Genomic DNA, 18868 nt, shown 5'->3' with positions numbered 1-18868 from the left:
GCGCGTCGCGGTGCCTGCGGTGAAGGTAAAGCGGGTTCCGTTGAGTGGCATGATGTCATTCCTTCGATACACTGAGGATAACGCCCTGCACAAAATGCGCAGGGCGTTGACTTAAAACCTGAGGGGTCAGGCTTCCAGCGGTGCGCGCCAGTCGTCTGCACCAGAAGTACCGGCAGAGACGTGTTCCCACTCAATTTTTCGATAAGCCAGTGAGACTTCGATCAATTGGGTGAATTCACGTTTTGCAGGATCCTGACAGTGAGGCATGTGGCAGTTGATATCCACGATGGTTGAGTCAGTCAGGCGAGTGGTGAAGAAATGTTCCTGCTTACCTTCAACCGATGTACGGAACCACTTCAGTTCGGTGGTCGGCAACATTTCGCCAGAAGCTAATGCGTTATAAAGCAGCGGAACGGCTTTATTCAGCGCCACGGTGAAGATGAAAGGTTTGTGCGCACGCTGACCGGCTGGCTGACCTGATTGCGGGTCAGTTGGAACAGTAACGATGTGCTGAAATTCTTGCACCAGCATTTCGTTTTCGTGGCCCTGGACATAAATATTACCCACAGATTCTGCTGTGAAAGCACCTGCAGTGATATTACCTTGGGTCTGACCATTCATAGAGATATAACATGGGGTAGGCATCGTAAAACTCCTTGTAAATAGAACATACCAGTGGTTATTAAGAATGTCCCTTACCCATCAATTCGTTAACCACTCAGCGCTCGTTATAATGAAATAAAACAAAAATAGAGAAACCATACATGTATATTTAGATTAATTTTTGGAAAGTACTTTCCAAAACAACTGTCTGAAACGGGTCATATTGACGGGGTGGGGACGGCAGTAAAATAACACCATTCTTAAAACTTGCAAATGATAAAATCGTATAACAAGCACTCATGAAATTAAATACAATTCATGAATGAATCAAAGAATTAGCATATTTAAAAACAATTGAAAATAATATTAAAAATACAAATAAAACACTAAAAAACAATACCTTAAAGATAAACCACCGCGCATGGCAAAATGTTTTTGTTTTTATTTAATAAATTTTTTAATGAATTTTATATACAAATAAATTTTGATAGTGGTAATTTAGCCAGCATCAACAAGAATCCAATAAAACATCAAAAAGCTCCATGAGCTTGATGTACACACCCGTATTTTTATCAAAAAAGCCAATCACATCACTGACAGGCATGTAACATTAAGGATAACCAAATATGAGCAATACTAAAGACGGCAGTGTCGCGCCTAAAGAGCGAATTAATATTCGCTATGTACCAAAAGCGGATGGATTAAGCTCTGAAGTAGAGTTACCGCTAAATCTTTTGATTGTCGGTGACATGAAAGGCCGGCCGGAAGATATGCCAATTGATGAACGTTCAGCGGTCTCGGTGAATAAAAATAATTTCAACTCAGTGATGGGCGAAACAGGCATCAGCCTGAACTTTAGCGTTGAAAACTCGCTGAGTCCTAAGAAAGGTGAAGATATTCAGATCGAACTGGATATCAAAGCAATGGAAGATTTTTCCCCGGATAACATCGTTAAACACGTACCTGAACTGAAAAAACTTCTGGAACTACGCGAAGCGCTGGTCGCTCTCAAAGGGCCGATGGGCAATGTGCCCGCTTTCCGGACTCAATTGCAGGCTCTGCTTGACCAGGAAGAGTCTCGTATGCAGCTCCTTAAAGAGCTCGACATCGTCAACAAGGCGTAATTTAAAAAGGGATTTTAACTATGTCATTACAGGAAGAACTGTCCTCATCCGTTGTGGGATCGGCCGCGCCACAAACGTCGCTTCTGGATGAAATCATGGCGCAGACCCGCATCCAGCCTGAATCCGATGGCTATGATGTCGCCCGTCAGGGTGTGGCTGCGTTTGTTGCCAGCATTCTGGAAAGCGGCAGCCATGCAGAACCCGTCAACAAGCTTGCCGTTGACCGCATGATTGCTGAACTGGATAAGAAACTCAGCCAGCAGATGAATAATATTCTGCATGCAGAAGCATTCCAGCAGGTCGAGTCATTCTGGCGCTCGATGAAGCTGCTGGTTGACCGTACTGATTTTAAAGAAAATATTAAAATCAATATCCTGCATGCGACGAAGGAAGAGTTGCTGGAAGATTTTGAATTTGCCCCTGAGATTGTCCAGTCCGGTTTTTATAAACACGTGTATTCCTCAGGATATGGCCAGTTCGGCGGCGAACCGATCGCTTCCATCGTCGGCAGCTATGCCTTGAACAACACCGCACAAGACATGAAACTGCTGAATTATGTCAGCGCCGTCGGAGCCATGGCTCATGCGCCATTCCTGACTTCCGTAGCACCCAACTTTTTTGGCCTTAACTCGTTCACCGAGCTGCCAACAATTAAAGATATCTCCTCTATCTTTGAAGGCCCGGGCTATACCAAATGGCGCGCACTGCGTGAAACAGAAGATGCCCGTTATTTAGGTCTGACCGCGCCACGCTTCCTGTTACGCCTTCCGTATTCCCCGGTAGAAAACCCGGTGAAGAAGTTCAACTATCAGGAAGATGTCAGCAGTCACCACGAGGATTATCTGTGGGGCAACACCGCTTATCTGCTGGCCAGCAGCCTGACCGACAGCTTTGCGAAATATCGCTGGTGTCCGAACATCATCGGCCCGCAAAGCGGCGGGGCCGTGAACGATCTGCCCGTGCATATGTTCGAAGCGATGGGCCAAACGCAGGCCAAAATACCGACCGAAATTCTGATCACCGATCGCCGTGAATTTGAACTGGCAGAAGAAGGTTTCATCACACTGACCATGCGCAAAGGCAGCAATAATGCCGCGTTCTTCTCCGCCAACTCCGTTCAAAAACCGCGTAAATTCCCGGGCACCCCTGAAGGTAAAGTGGCTGAAACCAACTATAAGCTGGGTACCCAACTGCCTTATATGTTCATCATTAACCGCCTCGCTCACTACATCAAAGTCCTGCAACGTGAACAAATTGGTTCCTGGAAAGTACGTAACGATCTGGAACGCGAGCTGAACAACTGGATCAAGCAATACATCGCCGATCAGGAAAACCCACCGGCGGATGTCCGCAGCCGCAAACCGCTGCGCGCCGCCAAAATTGACGTGTTGGATGTAGATGGCGATCCGGGCTGGTATCAGGTCGCGATTTCTGTTCGCCCACATTTCAAATACATGGGAGCCAATTTCGAACTGTCCTTAGTTGGCCGGCTGGATAAGGAATAATCACGATGATGCCAGGTCGGAAAAGGGATGTCTCAGCCAGTCTGTTTGAACGTATCGGAGGAGAAACATCAGGTTTCTCCCATTCGGCACAGGTCGAACGTTTACAAAAATCGATTAAACGGAATCTGCGCAACATTCTCAATGCCCGGCTTGGTAGTTGCCAGAGCACATCAGGGTTAGGGGTTATCGATCTTAATGATGCGACAGCAACCTCTGCTGATTTCCGAAAAACGGTTGAGGACGCCATTCAGGAATGTATTGAACAGTACGAGCCGCGGGTAAGAAAAGCAGAAGTCCAGGCGGTCAATAACGATGGATATAGCCCGATGGATCTTAACTTCCATATTGTTGCCCATGTGGACTTCAACGGTTTACGGAATGTCGTGGAATTTAATATGCAACTCGATAATCATCACCACTATCAACTGGATTAAGCGATATGTCATTTGAGGAAAAGTATTTCCGGGAAGAGCTCGATTATTTACGTCAGTTGGGGAAACTACTGGCTAAAGAAAAACCTCATCTGGCCCCGTTTTTAGCAGAAAAAGAAGCCGACCCTGACGTCGAGCGCCTGCTCGAAGGTTTTGCCTTTTTGTCTGGCAATATGCGTTCAAGGATCGAAGATGAATTCCCCGAGCTTACCCACAGCCTGCTGAATATGTTGTGGCCCAATTATCTCCGCCCTACGCCCAGCATGACCATCATGGAATATGTCCCCGACACTCAAACTGTCACGACGGCATTTCGGGTGACGGCAGGGGGTCAGGTCATGAGCCCGCCGGGCGAGATCACCGGCAAGAAATTAGACAACGGGTCAGCCGATCCCGTCCCCGCCTGCAAATTCACGCTGGGTCGTGACCTGTGGTTGCTGCCGCTTACTCTGGAGAGCTTGTCATCAAGCAGCAGCCATAAACATGGCCTGATTGATATCAATTTTCATACCGGACAGCATAACATCGGTTCCTTAGATTTTAGTAAAATTCGCTTATGGCTGGGCAACGATGATAATTACACCCGCTATCAGCTCTATTTATGGTTTTGTGAGTACTTAACTGACGTTGAATTAATCGTTGGCGATAAAACAATACGCCTGCCTGATTTCAGGCTATACCCGGTGGGTTTTGAGAAAGAAGATGCCCTACTGCCGTATCCGAAAAATGTGTATAGCGGCTACCGGGTATTGCAGGAATATATCTGTTTTCTGGACAGTTTTTTCTTCTTTGATGTCACCGGAGTACAAAAACTTCCCGATGACTTGATGGCAGAAAATTTTACTCTGCGCCTGAATTTTTCACGCCCGTTACCGCCGGATTTGAAATTACGGAAAGATTCCCTTCGTTTATTTTGCACGCCTGCCGTGAACCTGTTTCCGGCACATTCTGAGACAATCGTTCTGGATGAAACATCCACAGAATATATTCTGGAAGCGAATCACAAACTCATGGAGTGCTACGATATTTTTTCCGTAGATCATGTTGAGAGTGGGTGGACCCTTAAAAGCGCAGATGGACGAACGATAGAAACATTTTCCCGAAGCTATGTTTCTTTCGAAAGTTTTCAACATCAGGTGGAATATTCTCAGCAACGTGAGGCGGTATATTACCGTGTCAAAACGCAAAGATCGCATGCTCACCAGGGATTTGAACATCTCATTTCTTTTGTCCACGGTGACGGAATCTCAAAAAAGCACAATTTTACCGCCGGTATTGAGGAAATCGTTTCTGTCGTAATAACTTGTACAAACAGGGATCTCCCTGCGCAGTTGATGACAGGCGATATTAATCTGGCCGACGGAAAAGATCCGGCCATTAGTTCATTCCGTAATGTGACCAGACCTTCCCTTCCCCTCTATCCCGTTCTTGATGGCAGTTTGCACTGGTCTCTGCTGTCTAACATGAGCCTTAACTATTTGTCATTACTGGATATTGAGGCGTTAAAGCAGGTTTTACGCACCTACGATCTTCCCGGCATTCATCACCCTCAGGCCGCCCGTTTATCTCAGCAAAAGCTGGATGCCATTGAGCAAATCGAAACGCATCCCGTTGACCGATTATTTAAAGGCGTACCGGTCCGTGGCCTTTCCTCCACTATTTCTATTCGTCAGGCACCGTTTGTCTGCGAAGGCGATTTGTATTTACTGGGCACGGTGCTTTCTCATTTCTTTTCGCTCTATGCCAGCGTGAACAGCTTCCACATTTTAAAAGTGGTCAATATCGATAATCAGGAGTGCTACGAATGGCCGGAAAGAATAGGTCAGCACGCGCTGATTTAATGACAAATATGCCGTTCAGTGATGTGCGTCGTTATAACTTCTATGCGCTGGTGGAGGCTATTTATAAGCATACGGGAAACTATGAACATATTTCCCTGCAGACTGAGCCTCATGAGGAAGCGGTACGCTTTGAAGCGGATGCCAGCATTGCTTTCCCATTAAGCGATGTTCAGAGCCTTGAGCTCAATAAGTCACATCAGTACATCATGACGATTGCCTTCACAGGGCTTAACGGGAGCCAGTCGCCATTGCCAGGCTATTACCTGGATAACCTTGCCTGGGAGGCGGCGCAGGGTGAACGAAAACTGACGGATTTCCTCGATCTGTTTTCACATCGCTGGACGCAGTTTATCTATCACACGTGGCGGAAATATCGCTATTACGTTTGTTTTCGCAATGGCGGAACGGATGAGTTCTCGCAGCGGATGTATTCCCTGGTCGGTTTAGGCAGCCAGAGCATTCGCGGCCGGCTGGCGATCAATCACAGCAAAATGCTGGCGTATGCCGGAGCGCTGGCCAACCCAGGCCGCTCTCCGGAGGTGATTTGTAGTCTGGTTTCGCACTGCTTTGATCTCGATGAGGTCTCCCTCCACGGCTGGCAACTGCGAAAAATGATTATCGACCCTGCGCAGCAAAACCGTCTGGGCGGCAAAGATCTGAACGGCTGCAAAATCATTGAAAAATCCGTGCTGGGTCAGAACTTCACGCTTGGCAGCAAGGTGCCGGATCGCGGAGGTAAACTCCTGTTATGTATTGATAATCTGTCACGTGAGCGTTTTCTTTCCTTCCTGCCCAATGGCGATAACTTCCTGCCACTGACGCTTTTCGTCGCTTTTATTTTACGCGATCAGTTCGCGTGGGACCTGCGTCTGGGGATCGCGCCCAATCAGGTTGGCGGAATGACATTGGGCAATGAGCAAAATTCTCTGCTGGGGTGGACCAGTTTTATCGGACAACCAGGGCAGCATCCTCACGTGACAATCGCCGTGAGATCGTAATCAGAACAAAAAATGGAGCGCAGTATGGCAAAGGATAAACAACAACAGCCATCACTCTCATTACAGATTTTGAATGGTAATGAACTGGAAAGTGGCCGGGCGGCAAAATGCCTGTTCTCCACCGAGGGCGGTGATATTGGTCATGCACAAACGTGTTTTTGGTCAGTTCAGGACCGACAACTGAGCATTGAAGAGAAAAGCTGTACGGTCAGCTGGCATGACGGGACCTTTTGTCTGCAAAACTACAGCCGAAACCTGCAGATCAACCAGGCGCCGGTTTCGCTCAATTCAGGTCCGATTCGTCTGAGCCAGGGCGACGAGATCCACATCGGCTCGCTGCGCATCAAAGCCCAGTTTCACCTTGGTGAAGCCGTCGATTATGAGATGCAGAATGCCACGCCAGAAACGATTGTCATGAACCGGGATCACCTGACTGAGACCCTGTTAACCACCGAAGGGCAGCCAGCCTATCAGAGCCATCAGACCCACCGTGAAACCGCCCCGACGCTAGTTAACAGCTTTTCACAAGACCCGCTGGCGGCGCTGCAAAGAGAAAGTCTGACGACTCTGCACGCCGAGTTTTCTGCCTTTGACGAGCCTTCTCATTTGCAATATTCCCATCGCATCTCGCCGATAGCTCCTGACTCCGATATCGCCCCTAAGAGTGGAATAGACAATAATTTTATGGACCTGCCCAATATTCATACCCATCGCGATTACGCCGAAGAAGACCCTTTTAATCCGAAAGAAAAGGATCTGACCTGTCAGCACGTTGCGATGACCCCGCTGATGCGCGGATTGGGTCATGCCGTGCCGCTGCACGACTCGCAGGATGCGGATGATTTCCTTGAGGAAATCGGGCGAACCTTGCAGGCAGCGGTGAAAGGTTTACTGGATCTGCAATTCCAGCAAAACAGCCTGTCCGATAAGCACCTTCGCCCGCTGGAAGACAATCCACTGCGTCTAAATCTGAATTACGAAACCGCATTAAGCGTTCTGTTTGCCGATCAAAAAAGCCCGGTACATCTTTCCGCGCCGGCAGCCGTTTCAGAAAGTCTGCGCAATATGAAACTGCACAATCAGGCCAATCAGATTGCCATCGTCGAAGCATTAAGAATGATGCTCGATGCCTTTTCTCCCGCACAACTGATGAACCGTTTTTCGCAATATCGCCGCAGTCATGAACAACGTCAGGAAATGAACGACGCATGGGCATGGCGTATGTACTGCAACTACTACGAAGAGCTGGCTTCCAGCCGCCAGCTGGGTTTTGAGAAGCTTTTTAATGAAGTTTACGCCCAGGTATATGACCGGGTATTACGCCAGTCAAACCGGGAGCCGGATGCATCATGAAATGGCGTTTTATCCTGTCTTTGTCACTGGTTTTCCTGATGGCCGTATCTCTGAGCGGGTGCGAAACCGTGAAGAAAATTGGCAAAGTGATCGCCAATCCGGACATCAAAGTCGGTGAAAACGCGACCCAGCCTTCAGATATAACGGTCACGCTGTTAACCGAGCCGGACATTAACCCTAACGACAGCGGTGAGGCTTCACCGGTGAGCTTCCAGCTTATTTATATGAGTGAGGATTCGAAGCTCCGCGAGGCTGACTTCGACCAGATCACGACCAAAAAACTGGATGAGGTTCTGGGTAAAAACTACATCGACCATCAGGACTTCAATTTACTGCCAGACACCATGAAAACATTACCGCTCATGAAATTAGAACCCACCACCCGCTACATCGGCGTGGTGGCCTATTTTTCTGACGATCAGGTAACCGAATGGAAAGCAATTGAGCGCGTTACAGGCACAGGCCATCACTACCACCTGCTGGTACACGTTCGCGACAACAGTATCGAATTAAAAAAAGAGGATGAATGATCGTGGCTACCATGAAAAATAAAGTGATCTGGCAGGAAGGGCTGTTTGTGAAGCCTCAGCATTTTCAACAGCTTCAGCGTTATAACGACTATGTGGTCCACAACCGCCTGTCGGCTGTCAGTAATATTCTCTGGGGATTCACCGAGCTCGACATCGATGAGACACAGCTGCAGCACGGTAAAATCAGCATCAACAAAGCCACAGGCTGCCTGTCGGACGGTACGGTGTTCAGCGTCCCCGATCAGGATATCGTTCCGGTTCCCTTACTGGTGGATAACTCAAACTCGGCGAATGGCCGTGATATTTTTCTGGCTCTGCCGATTATCAGCGACGTGATCAATGAGGTTGAAGGGATGCACAGCGCGGGTCAGAGTTCGAGCCGCTACAGAATAAACTTCAGCGACGTTCGGGACTTGCATACCAATGAAGGCGACGCCACACAGTTAGGATTGGGCCAGCTGATCCCCCGTCTGGTGAAGGGTTCAGAGGAATTGAGTTCATGGGTCGCCATTCCGGTTTGCCGAATTAAAAACAGATACCCTGACGGACGACTGGATCTGGATCCTGATTTTATTCCAGGCTGCCAGACCGTCCGGGCCAGTGCGACATTAAAAAGATATCAGTATGAAATCACGTCCGCTCTGGCGAGCCGATGTGCTGAGCTGGCCGCGCGTATCGGCTCACCTTCTCAGCAAGGAATTGCCGATGTGGCTGAGTTTATGATGTTGCAAATGTTCAACCGCAACCAGATTAAGTTTGCTCACCGGGCGACGCTGTCCCATCTTCATCCGGAAGATTTCTACAGGGATCTGATTGCGCTTTATGGCGAACTGGTGACGTTTACCGAAGAATCGCGATTGCCGGAAAAACTTGCCCAGTATCAACACGAAAACCTCACCGAGACTTTCGGCGTGGCAATGCAGCGCCTGCGTAAAGCGCTGGGTACCCTGATTGCTCCGCGCGCAGTGAATCTGCCGTTTAGCCATACCGATGGGATTTATGTCGCCCTTATCAACGAAGTTTCCCTGCTGCAATCAGCTACCTTTGTGCTGGCGGTCAAATCCCAGCTGCCGCATGAGGCCCTTCAGCGCCAGTTCGTTCAGCAATCGAAAATCAGTTCTGTAGAAAGAATTCGCAACGTGGTGAGCGTTCAGGTTCCGGGCGTTCCGTTAGTCGTGCTGCATACCGCACCCCGCCAGATCCCTTATCACGCCAACTATGTCTACTTCTCACTGGATAAGAGCGCGCCGGGATGGGCAGAGATCATGAAACAAAACAGTCTGGCGATGCACGTCTCCGGTTCCTTCCCTGAGCTGGATTTGCAGCTCTGGGCAATAAGGGGATAACGCATGAGCGATATGCCTTCAGTGACGTCGCTGCTGCCGGACGAAACCCGTGATGATGAGCATCGGCAGTACCGGCTGACGTTACGCGGCAACAGCCTGAACACCATGATCGATGCCGCCACCCCGCTGCTCGGCATGGTACTGCGGCTGAAAAGTATGAGCAGCCGTGGCCTGCCGGACCACCTGTTTGGTCAGGTGGTCACGGACATTCGCGCCATCGAGCAGTTGCTTCAGAACCATGGCTATGAGCCGGGCACTATCATTTCGTTTCGTTACGTACTGTGTACGTTCATCGACGAAACGGCGCTGGGTCAGGGCTGGTCGACACAGAATGAGTGGGTAAAACAGTCTTTACTGGTGCATTTCCACAATGAAACCTGGGGCGGAGAAAAGGTCTTTATTTTGCTTGAAAGGCTGATGGGGGAACCCAGGCGTTACCAGGACCTTCTGGAGTTTTTATATCTGTGCTTCTCGCTCGGTTTCCGTGGCCGCTACAAAGTCAGCACACAGAATAATGATGAGTTTGAACAGATTTTCCGCCGCCTTCACCATGTTCTGCATCAGCTACGTGGGGACAGTACGTTCCCGCTGCTGCATCAGAATAAGAAAGGTGAACGGAATCTTTATCACTTAGCTCAGCGTTTGGGGATCAGACACCTGCTCACGGGAGGGATCGCCATGCTTATCGTTATCTATCTGTTCTATTTACTGCGCCTTAATGCCCAAACTCAGGACATTTTGCTTCAACTGAATAATTTGCTGAGATAAGAAAAAGGATATTTCTATGATCCAGATTGATTTACCCACTTTGGTTAACCGGCTGAATACATTGTCTAAACAGTCGCTGGAATTGGCCGCCGCTGAATGCATCAATCAACGGGCAAGTGAAATCACAGTAGCCCACGTTCTTACACAGATGTTACTGACGTCGCGCAGCGATGTTCGCGTCATTATCGAACAAACTGATATCGACACCGATGCGCTTCACGACGCGCTCACCATAAGCAATTCCCCTCAAACAGTAGAGAGTTACCCGAGTTTTTCACCCATGCTGGTCGAATGGCTCAAGGATGCGTGGCTGCTGGCCTCGGCCGACATGCAGCTTTCCCAGCTACGCGGCGGCGTTTTGCTGCTGGCTTTGCTCCACTCCCCGTTACGGTATGTTACGCCGCAAGCCGCACAGCTGCTGGCCCGGATTAATCGTGATCTTCTGCGTCTGGAATTTACCCGCTGGACAAAAGATTCCGCAGAGTCCGTCACGCAAAATGACGGCACCGCAAACCGCTCGCTGAGCTCCGGTGAAGAAAGCCTGCTGGCGAAGTACTCCAGCAACGTGACGGAAGATGCCCGCAACGGCAAGCTTGATCCCGTTCTTTGCCGTGATAACGAAATCGACCTGATGATCGATATTCTGTGCCGCCGTCGTAAAAACAACCCGATTGTGGTCGGCGAGGCGGGTGTCGGTAAAAGCGCACTGATTGAAGGTTTGGCTTTACGGATTGTGGCCGGTCAGGTCCCTGAAAAACTGCTAAACACGGAGCTGGTGACGCTGGATTTAGGCGCACTTCAGGCCGGCGCATCGGTAAAGGGAGAATTCGAAAAACGCTTCAAAGGCATCATGACGGAAATCAGGTTGTCGGCGACGCCGGTGATCTTATTTATCGATGAAGCCCACACGCTGATCGGCGCAGGCAATCAGCAGGGTGGCCTTGATATCTCTAATCTGCTCAAACCCGCGCTGGCCCGTGGCGAACTGAAAACCATCGCGGCGACGACGTGGAGCGAATACAAAAAATACTTCGAGAAAGACGCTGCGCTTTCACGCCGTTTTCAGCCGGTGAAAGTGACCGAACCCACCGCCGCCGAAGCGACGATCATTTTGCGCGGTCTGGCCAGTATCTACGAGCAATCACACGGCGTACTGATTGATGATGAAGCCCTGCAGGCCGCCGCAACGCTCAGCGAACGTTATCTGTCCGGACGCCAGCTTCCGGACAAAGCCATTGATGTGCTCGACACTGCTTGTGCCAGGGTAGCCATCAATTTGTCATCCCCGCCGCGACAGATTTCTGCGCTGACCACGGCCACTCTTCAATATGAGGCAGAAATTCGTCAGCTGGAACGTGAGCAGCGTATTGGTTTATATCAGAACGATACGCGTCTGAATGAACTCCATCAGCTGCACGAAGAAACCAAACTTCAGCTCGATGAACTGGACATGGGCTGGAAACATCAGCGCGATCGGGTGCATCAGATAATCTCGCTGCGCCACGAGTTGTTAAGTATGACTGACGACGAAACGGCTAACGAAGAGATGCCCGGAAAGCGTGAAGAACTGACGTCGCTGATGGCTGAGCTCGACGACCTGCATCAGGCGCGCACGCTGGTATCCCCGCACGTCGATAAAGGGCAGATCGCCGCCGTGATTGCAGAATGGACGGGCGTACCGCTGAACCGTTTATCACAAAGCGAAATGACACTGATCACCGAACTTCCGGTCTGGCTCGGTGAAAAAATCAAAGGCCAGTCGCTGGCCATTGCCCATTTACACAAACATTTACTGACCGCCAGAGCGGACTTGCGCCGTCCCGGTCGCCCGCTGGGCGCATTTTTACTGGCCGGTCCGAGCGGCGTCGGCAAAACCGAAACCGTACTGCAACTGGCCGAATTACTCTTTGGCGGCCGCCAGTACCTCACGGTCATCAACATGTCTGAGTTCCAGGAAAAACATACCGTTTCTCGTCTGATTGGCTCGCCTCCTGGCTATGTCGGATACGGCGAAGGGGGCGTACTGACCGAAGCGATTCGGCAAAAACCTTACTCTGTTGTTCTGCTCGATGAAGTAGAGAAAGCGCACCCCGATGTGCTGAATCTGTTCTATCAGGCCTTTGACAAAGGCGAAATGGCAGACGGCGAAGGACGCCTGATCGACTGCAAAAATGTGGCGTTCTTCCTTACGTCGAATCTGGGGTATCAGGTGATTGTTGATTATGCCGGGCATCCGGAACAGCTGCACGAAGCGCTCTACCCGGTTCTGGTGGATTTCTTCAAACCTGCCCTGCTGGCGCGTATGGAAACCATCCCGTTCCTGCCGTTATCGAGTGAAACGTTAATCACTATTATTGCGGCAAAACTGGAAAGGCTGGAGACGCTGCTTAAACAGCGCTTTGGTGCTGAAGTCTTCATTGATGCTGAGGTCAGCGATGAAATCATGCTGCGGGTAACGCGCACGGAAAACGGAGCCCGCATGCTCGAATCCATTATCGACGGCCAAGTGCTACCTCCTCTTTCCTTATTGCTTCTGCAAAAACTTGCTGCCGGTTCCGCCATCAGCCGCGTGAATATCGCCGTCACCGACCATTGTTTTACTGCCGATATTCAGGAAGTCGTCTCTGAGAATGAAGGCGAGTTATGCGTGGAGTGATGCTGGCCTGCCTGTTGCTGCCCTTTGTCTCAGGGCAGGCATTCTGCGAAATCTCTGAGCCGGACCTGAGCCCGGCAGAATCAACGCTTCAGGCGATGAACGCCTGCAGGATTGAGCCTGCGCCCCTTGAGCGCCTCGACTGCTATGACCGCCTGCTGGTCCCGGCGTACCCAGACTTTTCCGGCGCGCTGGTCAAGGCGCAGGTTCAGGGCGAGGCCTGGCAGCGGGCATTCGCTCAGGAAGCACAGAGGGACGACCACTCGACGCAGTTCCTTACCCGGCAAACCGAAAGTGAACGTCCTTCAGTGGTGATCACTACGCCAGCGCTGGGGAGCCTTCCTCCCCGGCCGGTGCTGATGTTCAGCTGCATCGACAACATCACCCGTATGCAAATCGCATTACCTAAACCGCTCAACGGCCAACCGGAGCTGATGATGATTACAGAGAAAATTCACATCAATGCCCATTGGTTTCTGCGCGAAAACGACTCGTTGCTGGAATCCAGCCGGGGTCTTCCGGGTATTGATGAGATTAAACAACTCTTCGGTGCGAAAACGCTGACGGTGGCATTTAACACGCCAACTCAGGGCGCATCAGCCAGCAGAAACACGGCGGTTCCTTCACTGACGTTCAATATCAGTGAACTGGAAAAAACGCTCTTGCCAATGAGAGTTGCCTGCCACTGGGCCGACTAGTTCCACCGATTTTTAAAGGGAATTTTCATGGATATACAGACATCAGGAACATGGCACGGGCAGGTTCTGGCTTCACTACCGCAAGAGAAGATCGGCTGTGCAATCAGCGAAACCGATCCAGACTGGGAGTTTATTGACAGCGAAATGGTCAAGCTGGGATCGCTGACGCACGGCCAGCTCGACATCGCAGAAATTCAGCACAAAGCATTGAAATTACTGGCAACAGAAAGCAAAGATTTTCGCCTGATGGTTCATCTGCTGCGCACACTGCAACATGGTGGCAAAGCGGCCGGGCTTCTTCTGGCCGTGCAACTGCTGACCCAATACATCGAACAATTTTGGGTGCCTGCGTGGCCGCAAAAAATTGCCCATAAAAATCGCTTTGCACAGCAGGTCATTAAACGCTTTGAGACGACGGCCGTCAGCTTTGCCGACGATGCCGATCAGGCACAGCGGGAGGCGATGCTGGAGGCGTTTGCTCATCTGGCGCGACTTTGGAGAAAAGCAGAAAACGAGTTACTGGCAGAAGCAGCTGACGAACTCTTTTTGCTCTATCAACGCCGTGTTCAGGAGCAGGCCGCAGAGGCCGTCCTCCGACAGGAAACGCCTGCGCAGTCACAGACTGGAGGTGAAAATGGCGACATCAGCCAGACCCAAAATGCGCACCCGATCGTCACGGTTAACGTAGAAACTCATGACGACAAATCATGGCGCCAGACGTTGCTGAAAGTCGCAGACGTGCTTTGCGAACGCCATCCGCAGAGTACAACCGGATACCGTCTTCGCCGTCATGCCCTCTGGCAAAACATCACATCTGCGCCGCAGGCTGAAAACGGCGGGCGAACCTCACTGGCGGCCTTTCCGTTGGATATGATGGCGGATTATCAGGCCAGACTGCCCACGGCAAATCATGAATTCTGGGAGCAGGTCGAAAAAAGCCTGTTGCTGGCACCCTATTGGTTTGACGGGCATTGCCTTTCAGCCCGCATCGCCAGCCAGCTGGGCTACGCGGAAACAGCCGCAGCGATCCGCGATGAACTCCATCTTTTCATCGATCGCATCCCGGTACTAAGGAACTTGTACTTTACCGATCTCACGCCCTTTTTGTGCGGGCAGACCCGGGACTGGCTGGACGAAGATATGGCCTCGAAAGCCGTTTCGGGCGTATCGGCAGCGCATGATGATGAAACCAACAGTGTCTGGCAGTGTTTCTCCGACCAGGGGCTGGCACCGGCGTTACACCTTCTTGACCAGCTTCAGCAACACTCTCCTGAACCGCGCCAGCTGTTTTACCGTCAATATCTCGGCGCGCAGCTCCTCGAAAAAGCCGGTATGGCCGCATCCGCGTTTCAGCAATACAAAACTCTGCACCAGACCGCACGCCAGACAACCTTACCCGACTGGGAACCGGCGTTGCTTGAACAATTAGAAGAAAAAATCACGACGGACCAGTGAAGTAAAACAGGAGTTTAATTGTGTTCAAAATATCAAAGCCCGGCTTTCTCCGGGCATTAAAACCCACGCTCAAACCTGCCATGCCGCGGTTTAAAATCTCCGCCCTGATCGTAGTGATCATCGGCTGGGTGTTATCACTGGTCTGGATCTGGTGGAAGGGGCCGTCATGGACGCTTGGACAACAGCATCCGCTGGCTGCGCAGGCTAACCGCTGGCTGGCGACGTCTGTCTGGGTGCTCATCGCCCTGGCCTGGCTAACATGGCGGGTAATCAAGCGCCTTCAGCATCTGGAAACGTTGCAGCGACAACAGCGCCAGCATGAGAAAGATCCCCAGAGTCTGGAAGTCCACCAGCAACAGCGCCATCTCGATCACTGGCTGTTACGATTGCAACGACATCTGGCGCGGCGTAATTACATTTATCATCTTCCGTGGTACATCGTCATAGGTACGGCGGACAGTGGCAAAAGTACGCTGCTGCGCGAAGGTTATTCTTCCGACACGATTTATGTACCGGAGAAAGTGCGTGGCGAAAACACCGGCGTCTGGCACATTGGGCCGCACGTCGGTGAACATGCCGTCATTTTTGACATCAACGGTGTTCTGATTGATCAGCCGGTAAGCAGTCAGGAAGACGCTAATATTTACAGCAGGTTATGGAATCACTGGCTCGGCTGGTTGAGTCAGAACCGTCCCCGTCAGCCACTGAACGGCATTATTCTTTCACTGGATTTGCCTGAACTGCTGACCGCCACCAAACCTCAGCGCGAGCGTCAGCTGACGGTGTTACGTCAGCGACTGCAGGATATCCGCCAACAGCTGCACTGCGAGCTTCCGGTCTATATTGTCCTCACTAAACTGGACTTGCTGTACGGTTTCGCCCCGCTGTTTCAGCCACTGGATAAGCAACAGCGCGACAGCATTCTCGGAGTCACCTTTACGGAAGGTTCTCACGATAACGATCGCTGGCGCGATGAGTTACATACGTTCTGGCAGGAGTGGATAGCGCGATTTAATCAGGCACTCCCCGATCTGTTACTCAGTCATGTGGAAGCCAGCCAGCGCAGCATGTTGTTCAGTTTTAACCGCCAGATTCACGGGATTAACGAACATCTGGAAGCATTACTCAGCAGTCTGCTTGCGGGCGATAACATGTCGGTGATGCTGCGCGGGGTTTATCTCACCTCTTCGCTCCAGCGCGGTCAGGTTGACGATATGTTCATTCAGTCCGCCGCCGTTCAATATCGCCTGGGTCAGACTGCTCTCTCTTCGTGGCCGATGGTCGTCACCCAACCCTATTTTACCCGCGATCTGTTTCCGCAAGTGTTGCTGGCGGAACCGAATCTGGCCGGAGAAAACAGCGTCTGGCTAAGTAAAACGCGTCGCCGCCGCACCGTATTCTCCGCGATAGGCGCGGCCGCCGCCGTAGCCTGCATCGCGGGCTGGCATCATTACTACAATTCCAACTATCACGCGGGTGTCACCGTGCTGGCGCAGGCAAAATCCTTTATGGATATTCCGCCGCCGCAGGGCATTGATGAGCTGGGTAATCTTCAGCTTCCTTTACTTAATCCGATGCGCGACGCCACGCTGGCCTACGGTGATTATCGTGAACACAACGCCCTCACCGACATGGCGCTGTATCAGGGCGTGAAAATCGGACCTTATGTCGAGAAAACCTATCTGCAGTTGCTCGAACAGCGCTTTTTACCGGCACTGCTGAACGGCCTGATAAAAGACCTGAACGCCGCGCCGCCGGGAAGTGAAAAGAAGCTATCCGTCCTTCGCGTCATCCGCATGCTGGAAGACAAAAGCGGCCGCGATAATAAAGTCGTCGAACAATACATGGCGCAACGCTGGAGCGAAAATTTCCATGGCCAGCGCGGACTTCAGACGCAGCTGATGTCACATCTGGATTACGCACTGGATCACACCGACTGGCATGCGCGGCGAGTTAACGCAGATAACGACGCGATAAGCCGTTTCGTTCCTTACGATAAACCTGTCGCTGCCGCACAGCGTGAGCTCAGTAAACTCTCTATTTATCAGCGGGTTTATCAAAGCCTGAGATCGAAAGCGCAGGGCCTGCTGCCGGCCGATCTGAACCTGCGGGATCAAATCGGGCCGAGTTTCGATAAAGTCTTTGTGGCGAATAAAGAAGAAGATCTGGCGATACCGCAGTTCCTTACCCGCTACGGGCTGCAAAGCTATTTTGTGAAGCAGCGCGACAGTCTGGTAGAACTCACCGCGCTGGACAGCTGGGTACTCAACATCACCAAAGACGTCACATTCAGTGACACCGACCGTGAAGAGATCCAGCGTCACATCACCGAACAATACGTGAGCGATTACACCGCGACCTGGCAGGCAGGGATGAATAATCTGGATATCCGTGAATATGAGGATATGCAGGAAGTTACCGATGCACTGGAGCAAATCATCAGCGGCGATCAGCCGTTGTATCGTGCGCTGCAAACGCTGCGGGATAACACGCAGCTCCCGCCACCGCCGGCCAACATGCCAGACAAAGCGCGGGAAGCGCTGATGTCTTCACTCGACTTCCAGCTGCTTACGCGGTTAAGCCGCGAATTTGCTCCGGAAAACGGCGTGCTCACTGAGACTAAAGACAAAGAAAGTACGTTACAGGCGGTTTATCAGCAACTGACCGAGCTGCACCGCTACCTTTTGGCGATCCAGAATTCGCCGGTACCGGGTAAATCGGCGTTGAAAGCCGTGCAGATGCGGCTCGATCAGAACAACAGCGATCCGATCCTAGCCACACGTCAGATGGCCAAAACGCTGCCTGCACCGCTCAATCGCTGGGTCGGGAAGCTGGCCGACCAGGCGTGGCACGTGGTGATGATCGAAGCCGTTCACTACATGGAAGTCGAGTGGAATGACAAAGTGGTCAAAACGTTCAATGAGCAACTGGCTGATCGCTATCCATTCAACCCGGACGCCACGCAGGATGCCTCCCTCGACGCCTTCAACCGCTTCTTCAAACCCGATGGCGTGCTCGACAGTTTCTATCAGCAAAACCTGAAGCTGTTTATCGAGAACAAACTCACGTGGGGCGAAGACGATGATGTGCTGATCCGCGACGACGTTCAGCAGCAGCTGGACACCGCACAAAAAATCCGTGAGACCTTCTTTACGCAGCAAAGCGCGCTCGGCACTCAGTACGCTGTCGAGACCACCGAACTGTCATCCAACAAACGCCGCAGCGTCCTGAACATGGACGGGCAACTGCTGGATTACAGCCACGGCCGTAACTATACCGCGCACCTGGTCTGGCCAAACACCATGCGCGACGGTACCGAAAGCAAACTGACGCTGGTCGGCAACGACAGCGGATCGCCGCGCAGCATCAGCTTTAGAGGACCGTGGGCGCAGTTCCGCCTGATCGACGCCGGCAACCTGACCAACGTCGATGACGGTTCGTTTGACGTCCGTTTCAACGTCGACGGTGGTTACATGATTTACCGCGTGCATTTCGATACGCAAGACAACCCGTTCACCGGCGGCCTTTTCAGCGAGTTCACCCTGCCGGATACCTTGTATTAA

At 51.4% G+C, this 18868-nt stretch carries 14 protein-coding genes; 13 read left to right on the top strand and 1 reads right to left on the bottom strand.

What is annotated here, in order from left to right:
• Window positions 1–126 precede the first annotated feature (126 nt).
• A complete protein-coding gene (locus tag ACMHLI_RS17985; RefSeq protein ID WP_413530628.1) occupies window positions 127–645 on the bottom strand; it encodes an Hcp family type VI secretion system effector in 519 nt (172 codons plus the stop codon).
• Window positions 646–1229: 584 nt separating this feature from the next.
• On the opposite strand from ACMHLI_RS17985, the gene tssB reads away from it, so the two are divergent.
• The 13 genes from tssB to tssM all read left to right on the top strand — a co-directional run bounded on the left by tssB (window position 1230) and on the right by tssM (window position 18868).
• The gene (tssB, locus tag ACMHLI_RS17980; protein WP_413530627.1) at window positions 1230–1727 is read left to right on the top strand and encodes a type VI secretion system contractile sheath small subunit; all 498 of its coding nucleotides are present in this window, start codon (window positions 1230–1232) and stop codon (window positions 1725–1727) included.
• Window positions 1728–1747: 20 nt separating this feature from the next.
• Window positions 1748–3232 (top strand): type VI secretion system contractile sheath large subunit, encoded by a 1485-nt coding sequence (tssC, locus tag ACMHLI_RS17975; RefSeq protein WP_413530626.1) that lies wholly within the window; start codon window positions 1748–1750, stop codon window positions 3230–3232.
• A gap of 5 nt (window positions 3233–3237) precedes the next feature.
• Complete coding sequence (gene tssE / locus ACMHLI_RS17970) at window positions 3238–3666, top strand: type VI secretion system baseplate subunit TssE (RefSeq protein ID WP_413530625.1); 429 nt, start codon at window positions 3238–3240, stop codon at window positions 3664–3666.
• 5 nt (window positions 3667–3671) lie between these two features.
• Window positions 3672–5504: a type VI secretion system baseplate subunit TssF gene (gene tssF / locus ACMHLI_RS17965; protein WP_413530624.1), complete on the top strand. Its 1833-nt coding sequence runs from the start codon at window positions 3672–3674 to the stop codon at window positions 5502–5504.
• Window positions 5468–6502 carry a type VI secretion system baseplate subunit TssG gene (tssG, locus tag ACMHLI_RS17960; protein ID WP_413530623.1) on the top strand — a complete coding sequence of 345 codons (1035 nt, stop codon included), beginning with the start codon at window positions 5468–5470 and terminating at the stop codon, window positions 6500–6502. The genes tssF and tssG overlap by 37 nt, the downstream gene beginning before the upstream one ends.
• A gap of 24 nt (window positions 6503–6526) precedes the next feature.
• Window positions 6527–7855 (top strand): type VI secretion system-associated FHA domain protein TagH, encoded by a 1329-nt coding sequence (tagH, locus tag ACMHLI_RS17955; protein WP_413530622.1) that lies wholly within the window; start codon window positions 6527–6529, stop codon window positions 7853–7855.
• Complete coding sequence (tssJ, locus tag ACMHLI_RS17950) at window positions 7852–8385, top strand: type VI secretion system lipoprotein TssJ (protein ID WP_413530621.1); 534 nt, start codon at window positions 7852–7854, stop codon at window positions 8383–8385. The genes tagH and tssJ overlap by 4 nt, the downstream gene beginning before the upstream one ends.
• A gap of 2 nt (window positions 8386–8387) precedes the next feature.
• On the top strand, window positions 8388–9731 hold the full coding sequence (gene tssK / locus ACMHLI_RS17945) for a type VI secretion system baseplate subunit TssK (RefSeq protein WP_413530620.1): 1344 nt from the start codon (window positions 8388–8390) through the stop codon (window positions 9729–9731).
• 3 nt (window positions 9732–9734) lie between these two features.
• Complete coding sequence (gene icmH / locus ACMHLI_RS17940) at window positions 9735–10499, top strand: type IVB secretion system protein IcmH/DotU (RefSeq protein ID WP_413530619.1); 765 nt, start codon at window positions 9735–9737, stop codon at window positions 10497–10499.
• A gap of 16 nt (window positions 10500–10515) precedes the next feature.
• On the top strand, window positions 10516–13155 hold the full coding sequence (tssH, locus tag ACMHLI_RS17935) for a type VI secretion system ATPase TssH (RefSeq protein WP_413530618.1): 2640 nt from the start codon (window positions 10516–10518) through the stop codon (window positions 13153–13155).
• Window positions 13143–13850 (top strand): type VI secretion system-associated protein VasI, encoded by a 708-nt coding sequence (vasI, locus tag ACMHLI_RS17930; protein ID WP_413530617.1) that lies wholly within the window; start codon window positions 13143–13145, stop codon window positions 13848–13850. Before tssH ends, vasI begins: the two co-directional genes overlap by 13 nt.
• Before the next feature lie 27 nt (window positions 13851–13877).
• Window positions 13878–15305, top strand: a complete 1428-nt coding sequence (gene tssA / locus ACMHLI_RS17925; protein ID WP_413530616.1) for a type VI secretion system protein TssA — start codon at window positions 13878–13880, stop codon at window positions 15303–15305.
• Window positions 15306–15385: 80 nt separating this feature from the next.
• Window positions 15386–18868 (top strand): type VI secretion system membrane subunit TssM, encoded by a 3483-nt coding sequence (tssM, locus tag ACMHLI_RS17920; RefSeq protein ID WP_413530639.1) that lies wholly within the window; start codon window positions 15386–15388, stop codon window positions 18866–18868.

Source organism: Rahnella inusitata (assembly GCF_965118895.1).
Taxonomy (GTDB): Bacteria; Pseudomonadota; Gammaproteobacteria; order Enterobacterales; family Enterobacteriaceae; genus Rahnella; species Rahnella inusitata_A.
Note: the sequence above shows the minus strand (reverse complement) of the source record. Positions and strands in the feature narration are given on the sequence as shown.

Excerpts from the sequence above, each read along its gene's own strand:
- ACMHLI_RS17985 (WP_413530628.1), bottom strand. The coding sequence starts at position 645 with ATGCCTACCCCATGTTATATCTCTATGAATGGTCAGACCCAAGGTAAT.
- tssB (WP_413530627.1), top strand. The coding sequence starts at position 1,230 with ATGAGCAATACTAAAGACGGCAGTGTCGCGCCTAAAGAGCGAATTAAT.
- tssC (WP_413530626.1), top strand. The coding sequence starts at position 1,748 with ATGTCATTACAGGAAGAACTGTCCTCATCCGTTGTGGGATCGGCCGCG.
- tssE (WP_413530625.1), top strand. The coding sequence starts at position 3,238 with ATGATGCCAGGTCGGAAAAGGGATGTCTCAGCCAGTCTGTTTGAACGT.
- tssF (WP_413530624.1), top strand. The coding sequence starts at position 3,672 with ATGTCATTTGAGGAAAAGTATTTCCGGGAAGAGCTCGATTATTTACGT.
- tssG (WP_413530623.1), top strand. The coding sequence starts at position 5,468 with ATGGCCGGAAAGAATAGGTCAGCACGCGCTGATTTAATGACAAATATG.
- tagH (WP_413530622.1), top strand. The coding sequence starts at position 6,527 with ATGGCAAAGGATAAACAACAACAGCCATCACTCTCATTACAGATTTTG.
- tssJ (WP_413530621.1), top strand. The coding sequence starts at position 7,852 with ATGAAATGGCGTTTTATCCTGTCTTTGTCACTGGTTTTCCTGATGGCC.
- icmH (WP_413530619.1), top strand. The coding sequence starts at position 9,735 with ATGAGCGATATGCCTTCAGTGACGTCGCTGCTGCCGGACGAAACCCGT.
- tssH (WP_413530618.1), top strand. The coding sequence starts at position 10,516 with ATGATCCAGATTGATTTACCCACTTTGGTTAACCGGCTGAATACATTG.
- vasI (WP_413530617.1), top strand. The coding sequence starts at position 13,143 with ATGCGTGGAGTGATGCTGGCCTGCCTGTTGCTGCCCTTTGTCTCAGGG.
- tssA (WP_413530616.1), top strand. The coding sequence starts at position 13,878 with ATGGATATACAGACATCAGGAACATGGCACGGGCAGGTTCTGGCTTCA.
- tssM (WP_413530639.1), top strand. The coding sequence starts at position 15,386 with ATGCCGCGGTTTAAAATCTCCGCCCTGATCGTAGTGATCATCGGCTGG.